This window comes from Pseudomonas sp. NPDC089758, from assembly GCF_044748705.1.
Lineage (GTDB): Bacteria > Pseudomonadota > Gammaproteobacteria > Pseudomonadales > Pseudomonadaceae > Aquipseudomonas > Aquipseudomonas putida_X.
In genome coordinates this window covers 74,021-82,908 of sequence record NZ_JBIVGN010000022.1, presented here as the reverse complement: position 1 = coordinate 82,908, position 8,888 = coordinate 74,021, and the positions used below count along the sequence as shown (strand labels likewise).

The following is an 8,888-nucleotide window of genomic DNA, read 5'->3' as shown; positions in this document are numbered from 1 at the left end:
CTCGCACGAGTGGCATTCGCCCTGATGAGAAATCAGGACGAATACGTTACCAAAGGCGGGAAAATGGCTTGCTGATAACCATAGAATCTCCCACATGGATTGCGTCAGCTTTTAGAGATTGGGCAAGACGCTTGCTTCCTCAGGTAAAGCGCAGCCTGAAGAACAGCTCGGTCGGGGTGGGAGCCGGCTTGCCGGCGATGGGCTGCGCAGCAGCCCCCTAGCAGCGCTGTAATAGCCCGAGCGCTCGATGGGGCCAGCGAGTACTTGGGGCCGCTTTGCGGCCCATCGCCGGCAAGCCCGGCTCCCACATGGATTGCGTCAGCTTTTAGAAATTGGGCAAGACGCTTGCTTCCTCAGGTAAAGCGCAGGCCTGAAGAACAGCGCGGTCGTTGTGGGAGCCGGCTTGCCGGCGATGGGCCGCAAAACGGCCCCGGATCACTTAACTGGCTGGCATTACGCCTGAGCCCTCTTTGTATTCGACGTACAAGCCTCAATCCGCATCCGAATCGAACAATCGCTCCAACTCCATCCGCGCTTCCTTGGCCGTCTGCATCACCTTGGCCCGGTCATCACGCACCTGCCCCTGTGCCTCCAGCACTTCCTCGTCATGCTGGGCAAACCGATCGATGCGGTCCGCCGCCTGTTCACTGCTCAGCCCCAACCCGACCAGCGCCCGGCGGGTCATTTCCAGGCTCGAATAGAACGTCTCGCGAATAGGCTCTGCACCAACGTCCACCAGCTTGTGCACATGCTGCCGGTTACGCGCGCGTGCCAGTACTTTGAGGTGAGGGTACAGGCGCTTCACTCGCTCTGCCGTGCGTATGGTCACCTCCGGATCGTCGGTGGTAATGATGAAGTATTCCGCTTCGCCGACCTTGGCAGCGTGCAGCACTTCGGGGCGCTGTGGGTCGCCGTAAAACACCGGCGCCTGTTCGAACATACGGGTCATCTCGATGGCGTCCACCGAGGTTTCCAGGGCCACGAAAGGGATTTTCTGCGCACGCAGGATGCGTGAGACGATCTGCCCCATGCGGCCCATGCCGACGATCACCACACGCGGGGTACCGGCATCGATGGCTTTGTATTGCTCAGGTACTTCACGCGCAGGCTGCGTGCGCTTGAGGGCACGGGCGCAGCCGAGCATCAGCAGCGGGGTGATGGCCATCGACAGGGTGATGGTCATCAGCAGCAGGTCGTAGGTCTGGGTGTCGAACAGGCCCTGGTCCTTGCCCAGCTTGAACACCACGAAGGCAAACTCACCGCCGGCGGCCAGTACCATCCCCAGGCGCAGTGCGCTGGCGCTGTTCAGGCCACCGGCCAAGCGGCCGACACCCATCAGCAGCACCAGTTTGACCGTCACCAACAGCAGGGTCAGGCCCAGCAGAACGAGTGGCATTTCCAGCAGCAGGCGCAGGTTTGCACCCATACCCACACTCATGAAAAACAGCCCCAGCAGCAGGCCTTTGAACGGTTCGATCTGTGATTCCAGCTCATGCCGGTATTCCGAGTCGGCCAGCAGCAAGCCCGCGAGGAAGGCGCCCAGGGCCATGGAAATACCGGCTTCCTCCATCAGCCAGGCGGTACCGATCACCACCAGCAACGCGGTGGCGGTGGACACTTCAGGCAGGCCGGTGCGGGCCACGATGCGGAACACCGGGCGCAGTAGGTAGCGCCCGCCGACGATCACCACTGCGATACTGGCGAAGACATTCAGGCCATGCTGCAGGCTGTCACCGTGGCTGGTGTCCGGGCCGCTGGCAGCCAGCAGTGGCACCAGGGCTATCAGCGGGATCGCGGCAATGTCCTGGAACAGCAGGATGGCGAATGCCAGGCGGCCATGCGGGGCGTTGAGCTGCTTGCTCTCGGCCAGGCTCTGCAGGCCCAGGGCGGTGGAAGACAGGGCCAGGCCAAGGCCGACCACGAGGGCGGCCGAGAGTGACTGGCCGAAACCGAACAGGGCAATGGCGCCGATCAGTGCACCGGTCAGCAGCACCTGTGCCGTACCGACGCCGAACACTGACTTGCGCATCAGCCACAGGCGCTTGGGCGACAGTTCCAGGCCGATGATGAACAGCAACAGGACCACGCCCAGTTCGGAAATGTGCGCCACGCTTTCGGTGTCGCGGATCAGGCCCAAGGCCTGTGGGCCGATGGCCACGCCCGCCAGCAGGTAGCCGATCACGGCGCCCAGTTGCAGGCGTTTGGCCAAGGGTACGGCAAGGACGGCGGCGAACAGGAAGATCACCGCGGTTTGCAGAAGGCTGCCTTCGTGTGGCATTGGCTCGAACTCCATGAGCTGCCGGGGCAGCGTTAGAACAGTGTGGCGGGCAATTTTGGGGATTGCGGCTGTCTAAGACAATCTGCCGCAGGAGAGAAACATTGTCCCACCAAGTGTGACAGTTTTATCTCGCGCTTCGCGGGCAACGCGGAACGGTCAGCTCAACTGCCGCCGAACTGGGCCCGGTACTGCGCCGGCGTCATGCCTAGCCGCTCGCAGAACACTTTGCGCATATGCCGGTCACTGCCAAAACCACATTGCGCCGCCACCACCTTCAAAGGACGGTCGCTGCCTTCGAGCAGTTTGCGTGCCTGGTCGATCCGCGCGTTCTGCAGGTACTGCAACGGCGTGATGCCCACCTCACGCTGAAACTTTTCATGTCGTGGATGCTGGCCGCTTGTGCGGCCTGAAGCTGAATTTGGAGTGCATTTCGAGGTATCGATTAGGCTGTTGTCGGGGAAGGCCTCAGGGATAACGCGTTCGCCAAGAACAGGCAGCGTTAACCTTCAATGCCCCATCGCCGGCAGGCCGGCGATGGGGCGAGGGGCTCAACCCAGGCCGAGCAGATCCACACCCAACTGGAAGGCCACCCACAACGCCAGCCCGGTCGCGAATGCCAGCGCGATGTTTTCGAACAGGTTGTTGCGGTATTGCTTGCTGAGCAGCGACTTTTGGTTCGACATGATCAGCAGGCCCAGCGAAATGACAGGCAAGCCAATGATGTTCAACGCACTGACGCCAATGGTCAGGGTCACGAAGTCGGGCATGCCCGGGATCGACCAGATCAGCGGCGTTACCAGAATGAACAGCATGAACCACTTGTGCATCGGGTCCTTGTGGAACTCTTTGCCGTAACGCTCACGCCGCTGCGGGCGGACATGCTGGAAGGCATCGGTAATCAGCATCGGGAAGGCCGTGGTCTTGCCGGAAATGCTGGCGAACAGTGTGGCGAACACACCGATGAAGAAGATGTACCAGCCGATCGGGCCGAAGAATATTTCCAGTGCCTTGCCCAGGTCGCCGAGGGTTTTCACTTCGATGCCGTTTGGCCGCAGTATTTCCGCGCCGACGATCCAGATGGCCAGGTTGATGACGATACCGATGAACACGGCGAACAGCAGGTCGTTGCGCTGGATGCGTTTGTGTTGCGGGCCTACCCAGCCCTTCTGGCGCATCACGTAGGGGTGCACGAAGTTGGCCACCGAGCCTGCCACCGCGCCGATCACCGACACCGCCACCAGCAGTGCACCGTGCACGCCTTCGTCGGCGGGGATGCTGAAGCCGATGGTGCCTTTGACGATACCGGCCACATCCGGGCCAGACATTACGGCCAGTGCCAGAAACGCCAGCGTCATCACCGCCAGCAGCAACTTCATCACGCCTTCGATCATCGCGTAGATGTTGCGCCCGACCAGCATCCACACCGCCAGCACCACAGCCATCGAGCACAGCAGCGGGTAGTCGATGCGCAACAGCATCGCCAGCGCTTCGCCAGCGCCCTTGATCATGTAGGCGTTCATCAGGTGGCCCATTAGCAGCGCGTAGGCCAGCATGAACCAGGCAAATACGGGGTGCAGTTGCGCGTACCCCTGGAGAATGGTCATGCCTTGGTTATTGCACAGCTGGAAGCGGGCGATGATGTTGACGATGAGGTACCTGAGCAGCAACGAAACGGCCAGTACCCACATCATGGCGTAACCGTAGTTGGCGCCTGCCACGGATGAGGTTATCAGATCACCTGCGCCAAGCCAGGACAACACCGCGATGATGCCTGGGCCCAGCAGTTTGATCAGCCGTGTTACGCGGCTTTGAGAGGGTGCGGCAGCACTGCCCTCGGCCGAATGAATGCTCGACATGGGGATGTCTCCGTTATTGTTCTTGTTTAGGAGCGCAGTCGAACACAGTAGATAGGATGTCGTACAACTACATTTTGTTTTCAAATGTGTCTAAGTATTACAGGTTTTAGGTAATGCCTTGTCGCTACAGGTGTCGCGAGCAGTTGCTTTGAATATGCCAGTATCCTGCAAACGCAAAAGGCCGCTTGCGCGGCCTTGTTCGATCTTGCATGGGCATTCAGTTCTGGTTGCCTTGAGCGTTATCGGGCTGGTAGTAGCGAATGCTCCGGACCTGGCCAGTGCTGTCCCGGTAGGTCATGGTGGCCGTGCTTGGCTGGCCCTGGATCGTGGCCGAGGGGGCCAGGCTGATCACCTGCGCGATGTCCAGGTTCATGCCGTAGTGGTAGGGCGTCGCTTCGGTGGACTGAGCAAAGGTACTGGCACTGGTGCCCAGTGCAAGGGTGGCGAGGGTGAGTGCGAATACGGTGCGAAGGGTCATGGTCGTTCTCCAGATTCAGTAAGGGGTGGCGACGATTGCTTTCTGTCTGAAGCCAATATTGCGCGCGATTATTTTGCGCGCAAAATATATTGCCGCTATGGCTAGTATTGAGTGCGCATATGAAGGACCCGCCGCAGGGCTAGTGACTTCCGGGCCGGTACTGCAGGGCTTCGGCCAGGTGCGCCTTGGCGATCGTACTGGCCCCCTCCAAGTCAGCCAGCGTGCGGGCCACCTTCAACAGCCTGTGGGCGGCGCGCAGGGAAAGTGTCAGGCGCTCGCAGGCACTCTCCAGCCAGGCCTGGTCGGCAGCGCACAATTCGCAGTGCCGGCGCAGCCCCTCGAGGTCCAGAAACGCATTGGCACAGCCTTGCCGGCGGTACTGCACCTCGCGTGCCTCGGCCACCTGGGCGGCCACATCGGCGCTGGTCTCGCCGCAAGGTTGGTTGTTGAGCGTGGTGGTTTCACGCGCCACGGTAAGGTGCAGATCGATGCGGTCCAGCAGCGGGCCGGAAAGCTTGTTGCGGTAGCGCTGGATCTGTTCGGTGCTGCAGCGGCAGCGGCCGGTGGGGTCGCCCAGGTAGCCGCAAGGGCAGGGGTTCATGGCCGCCACCAGTTGGAAGCGCGCCGGAAAGCGTACTTTGTCCCGTGCCCGGGCAATCACGATCTCGCCGGACTCCAGCGGCTCGCGAAGCACCTCAAGTACACGACGCTCGAACTCCGGCAATTCATCGAGAAACAGTACCCCATGGTGCGCCAAGGTGATTTCACCTGGTTGTGGCCGGCTGCCTCCGCCGACCAGCGCGGGCCCGGACGCTGAGTGGTGCGGATGGCGAAACGGCCGTTGCGGCCAGCTATCAAGGGGTTTGTGCCCGCTTACCGACTGGATGGCTGCCACTTCCAGCGCTTCATGTTCATCCAGCGGCGGCAGCAGGCCGGGCAGGCGGCTGGCGAGCAGTGTCTTGCCTGTGCCGGGCGGGCCGGTGAACAGCAGGTTATGAGCACCTGAGGCCGCCAGCAGTAACGCACGCTTGGCGGCTACTTGGCCCTGCACCTCGCTGAGGTCGGGGTAAGGGCGGCTGTGCAGCAATAGACCGTTAGCGGCAAAGGGAGGCAGAGGTACCTGGCCGTTGAGGTGCGCCACCAGTTCCAGCAGGTGCCCCACCGCGTACACCACCAGCCCACCCGCCAGGCTCGCCTCTTCGGCGTTTTCCCGCGGCACTACCAATGCCCGGCCAGCCTCGCGCGCCGCCAGTGCCGCAGGCAGCACGCCCTGAACCGGGCGCAGCTTGCCAGACAGCGCCAGTTCGCCCAGGCATTCGATATCGGTCAATGTGGCCACCGGCACCTGACCGTCAGCGGCAAGGATGCCCAGGGCGATGGCCAGGTCGTAGCGCCCGCCATCCTTGGGCAGGTCTGCCGGTGCCAGGTTCTGGGTGATGCGCCTTTGCGGGTAGTTCAGCCCGGAGTTGACGATGGCGCTGCGCACCCGGTCCTTGCTTTCCTTGACCGTGGTTTCGGGCAGGCCGACCAGCGTGAGAGTGGGCAGCCCGTTGGCCAGGTGAGTTTCGACGCTGACCGCCGGTGCCTGCACGCCAACCTGGGCGCGGCTGTGGACGAGGGCAAGGGACATGGACGCTCCGTTGTCGCGAAGAGGGGGCCGCTTCCTGCGGCATTGCCAAGCATAGCGAGGCTCAGGAGGCCAGGAGCAAGAAGAGTGCATCCTCGTTTTTCACGTCAGCACAAAAATGGATCCAATAACTTTGCACCCGGCAAATCTATGGCTTAGTGTTTAAACGTTACTTTCCTGCCATCGGATGGCAATGCATCGCCTGCAAATGGACTTGAGGTACTGCCCATGCAATCACTCACTCGCACCCGCCAGCAGATCCTGGAACGGGTCAAGGCCAATGAGTTCACTGAACTCAACCGTTTCTTCGATACCCTTCAGGCGCAGTGGCGGCAAGCGCGCCCTGGGGAGTGCCCGGCCTACCTTGAGGCCGTTCAGGGGCACATGCTGGTCGACTGGGATGTCGAAGGCAGCAAGGCCCTGACCCAGCGCCTCAACGCCTGGATCGAGGCCTGCCCCAAGGCCTATCACCCCCAGGTGGCCATGGGCTTTCACTGCTTCAATCGTGCTTGCCACATTCGCGGTACGGCTCCCGCCCATGAGGTGTCTGCAGCGCGCTGGCTGGCCGCCGAGCAAGCCTGCGAAATGGCTGCGGCGCACTTTCTGAGGGCCATCGAGCGATGCGCGCAGCCCGTAGCGGCGGCGATCGGTATGTTGCAGATCAGTGCGCACTTTCGTGAGCCAGGCTGGCTGGTGGAGCTGTTTCATGGCCGGCCGGCGCGCTTTCGGCCCAGTGCCCATGCCGATGTCGAAGTGCAGGAGGCCGCTGCACCGTTGCTGGTCAAATATGGACTGGCACCGCTGGTCGAGCTGCCGCACGTGTTGCCTTCGTGCCTGAGTCTGCGCCCGCTCGCCGAGCAGGGGGCTGCGCGGGACTACTGGCTGCGGCATGCCTTGAACGGGTTCCCTGGCTGTTTCGAGGCGGTCGAGGCCTATGCCAGCTACCTGACACCCCGTTGGGGCGGTAGCTATGAGGCCATCGATGCCGTGGCCAGCGGCCCTTTGTGTCGGGACTGGCCTGAAACCTTGCGTAATGCGATCCGCTGGCTGGCGCTTGAGGATCAGTTCCGGCTGCCGCCTGCTGATCAGGCGCAGCAGGTCGCGGCTTGGCAGCGCGTCTTCGAGCGGTGGATGCAACGCGAGCTCAGGCCAAAGGAACGCGCCACGCTCATGGCGTGGCGAGGGGCCTTTCGCCGCCATTCGCTGCAAGATTACCCCGGTGCGATGTGCGACTTCGTCGCCTCTGTCGCGCTATACCCCGACCAGGGCTTCGTACCGGCCATTGGCGAGCCGTTCTACAGCGTTGTCTGCCTGGTCGTGACCCATGGTGTGCCTGACGATGCGCAGAGCCTGCGTATCGCCATCGAGCGGTTAAGCGAAAACCGCAGGCAAGCGGCGGCCTGTGCGTTGCGCTCGGTTGGGCACCAGTTCGGCGTGTGGGGTTTCAGGCAGTGCGTCGAGCAGGCGCGTATCTGGCTGCACGCTGCGGTGAAACGCCAGTGCGGGCGCGAGGGGCTGGGCTTTGATGTACTCGAGGTGGCGCGCCTGCTTTGGGCCGCCAAGTACCACGAGGCCGCGTATTTTCTATACAGGCAGTGTGCCGAGTGCAAGCTGCCCGATGCCGCCGCCGCGCTTTATGCGCTGCATTGCGGTCGGCTCGAGAATACGCCGGAACACTACATCGATACTGGGGTTGCTGCGCATTGGCTGCTGTGTGCCGCGCAGTCAGGCAGCCAGGTAGCCAAGTACGAACTGGCCTGCCAGCGCATGCGTGATGAACAGAGTTTGAGCGAGCGTAGCGCGATGCTGGCGGTCAGGCGCTTGCTGCTCGATTGCCTGGGCAACGAAGCGCTCGATGCCCATGCCCGCTTGCAAGTGGCCATTTTGCAGCGCCAATTCGGCGACCCTCGGGAACGTGCGGAGGCGGTCGCCTATTTGCTGGATCTGGTGCACTACCCCGATTGCGCGATAGCCGGGCGAGCCAGCGCGGAGCTTGGCCTGGCCTGGATGCACGGGCATGGTACGCGCAAGCCGAGCCGCTTTGCGGCCATCGAGTGGGCCAACCGTGCTGTCGCGCTGCAGCCGGGGGATGCGACCATCGAGGGCATTCAGGCGCAGATTTGCAACTCGCACAACCTGTTCAGGACGCTGTTCACGGTGTGCGGCGCAACGCTGTTTCGAGGGGACTTGCACGCCAGTGAGCTGCCGCCCAAGCCAAGCAGCCAGGCGCCGGGCCGGGTGCGGGCTCCCGCGTGAGGGCAGGGCGCGGAGCTTACTCCTGTGACGCAGGTGCCATGCGCGCTTCCAGCTCGGCGACCTGTTTCTCCAGGGCCTCCAGGCGCGCACGGGTGCGGGCCAATACGACCATCTGGCTGTCGAATTCTTCGCGGCTGACCAGGTCCAGCTTGCTGAAGGCACCTTGCATCAGCACCTTGAACTGGCTTTCCAGTTCAGCGCGGGGCTGGGCGGTGTCGCCGCTGAACAGGCGCGAGGCCTGGTCGCTGAGGGCATCGAGAAGGGCTTTGGGCGCGAGCATGATCGGCTGTCCACTGCAGATGGGTAATGGCCGGCAGTGTAACACGGGGCCGGTTTGCCGCTCCGTTGCACATTTTTCGAGCAGCCCCGTGCACTGCTGCGCACCAAAGTTGT

Annotated in this window: 6 protein-coding genes and 1 pseudogene; 1 reads left to right on the top strand and 6 read right to left on the bottom strand. The window is 62.6% G+C overall.

Annotation, left to right across the window (positions count from 1 at the left end):
- Positions 1–490 precede the first annotated feature (490 nt).
- The 5 genes and pseudogenes from ACIPZH_RS23670 to ACIPZH_RS23650 all read right to left on the bottom strand — a co-directional run bounded on the left by ACIPZH_RS23670 (position 491) and on the right by ACIPZH_RS23650 (position 6,242).
- Positions 491–2,278 carry a monovalent cation:proton antiporter-2 (CPA2) family protein gene (locus ACIPZH_RS23670; protein ID WP_241804966.1) on the bottom strand — a complete coding sequence of 596 codons (1,788 nt, stop codon included), beginning with the start codon at positions 2,276–2,278 and terminating at the stop codon, positions 491–493.
- Positions 2,279–2,439: 161 nt separating this feature from the next.
- Positions 2,440–2,649: pseudogene (locus ACIPZH_RS23665) on the bottom strand (helix-turn-helix domain-containing protein); the annotation flags it as partial.
- A 177-nt stretch (positions 2,650–2,826) separates the two neighbouring features.
- Entirely contained in the window at positions 2,827–4,134 is a 1,308-nt protein-coding gene (locus ACIPZH_RS23660; RefSeq protein WP_267820102.1) for an Nramp family divalent metal transporter, read from the bottom strand.
- A gap of 217 nt (positions 4,135–4,351) precedes the next feature.
- The gene (locus ACIPZH_RS23655; RefSeq protein WP_267820104.1) at positions 4,352–4,612 is read right to left on the bottom strand and encodes a DUF2790 domain-containing protein; all 261 of its coding nucleotides are present in this window, start codon (positions 4,610–4,612) and stop codon (positions 4,352–4,354) included.
- 139 nt (positions 4,613–4,751) lie between these two features.
- Positions 4,752–6,242: a YifB family Mg chelatase-like AAA ATPase gene (locus ACIPZH_RS23650; protein ID WP_400638051.1), complete on the bottom strand. Its 1,491-nt coding sequence runs from the start codon at positions 6,240–6,242 to the stop codon at positions 4,752–4,754.
- Between the two features lie 225 nt (positions 6,243–6,467).
- On the opposite strand from ACIPZH_RS23650, the gene ACIPZH_RS23645 reads away from it, so the two are divergent.
- Complete coding sequence (locus tag ACIPZH_RS23645; RefSeq protein WP_400638049.1) at positions 6,468–8,495, top strand: DUF4034 domain-containing protein; 2,028 nt, start codon at positions 6,468–6,470, stop codon at positions 8,493–8,495.
- 16 nt (positions 8,496–8,511) lie between these two features.
- On the opposite strand, the gene ACIPZH_RS23640 is transcribed toward ACIPZH_RS23645, so the two are convergent.
- Complete coding sequence (locus tag ACIPZH_RS23640; RefSeq protein ID WP_241804976.1) at positions 8,512–8,775, bottom strand: accessory factor UbiK family protein; 264 nt, start codon at positions 8,773–8,775, stop codon at positions 8,512–8,514.
- Positions 8,776–8,888 lie beyond the last annotated feature (113 nt).

Excerpts from the sequence above, each read along its gene's own strand:
- ACIPZH_RS23670 (WP_241804966.1), bottom strand. The coding sequence starts at position 2,278 with ATGCCACACGAAGGCAGCCTTCTGCAAACCGCGGTGATCTTCCTGTTC.
- ACIPZH_RS23660 (WP_267820102.1), bottom strand. The coding sequence starts at position 4,134 with ATGTCGAGCATTCATTCGGCCGAGGGCAGTGCTGCCGCACCCTCTCAA.
- ACIPZH_RS23655 (WP_267820104.1), bottom strand. The coding sequence starts at position 4,612 with ATGACCCTTCGCACCGTATTCGCACTCACCCTCGCCACCCTTGCACTG.
- ACIPZH_RS23650 (WP_400638051.1), bottom strand. The coding sequence starts at position 6,242 with ATGTCCCTTGCCCTCGTCCACAGCCGCGCCCAGGTTGGCGTGCAGGCA.
- ACIPZH_RS23645 (WP_400638049.1), top strand. The coding sequence starts at position 6,468 with ATGCAATCACTCACTCGCACCCGCCAGCAGATCCTGGAACGGGTCAAG.
- ACIPZH_RS23640 (WP_241804976.1), bottom strand. The coding sequence starts at position 8,775 with ATGCTCGCGCCCAAAGCCCTTCTCGATGCCCTCAGCGACCAGGCCTCG.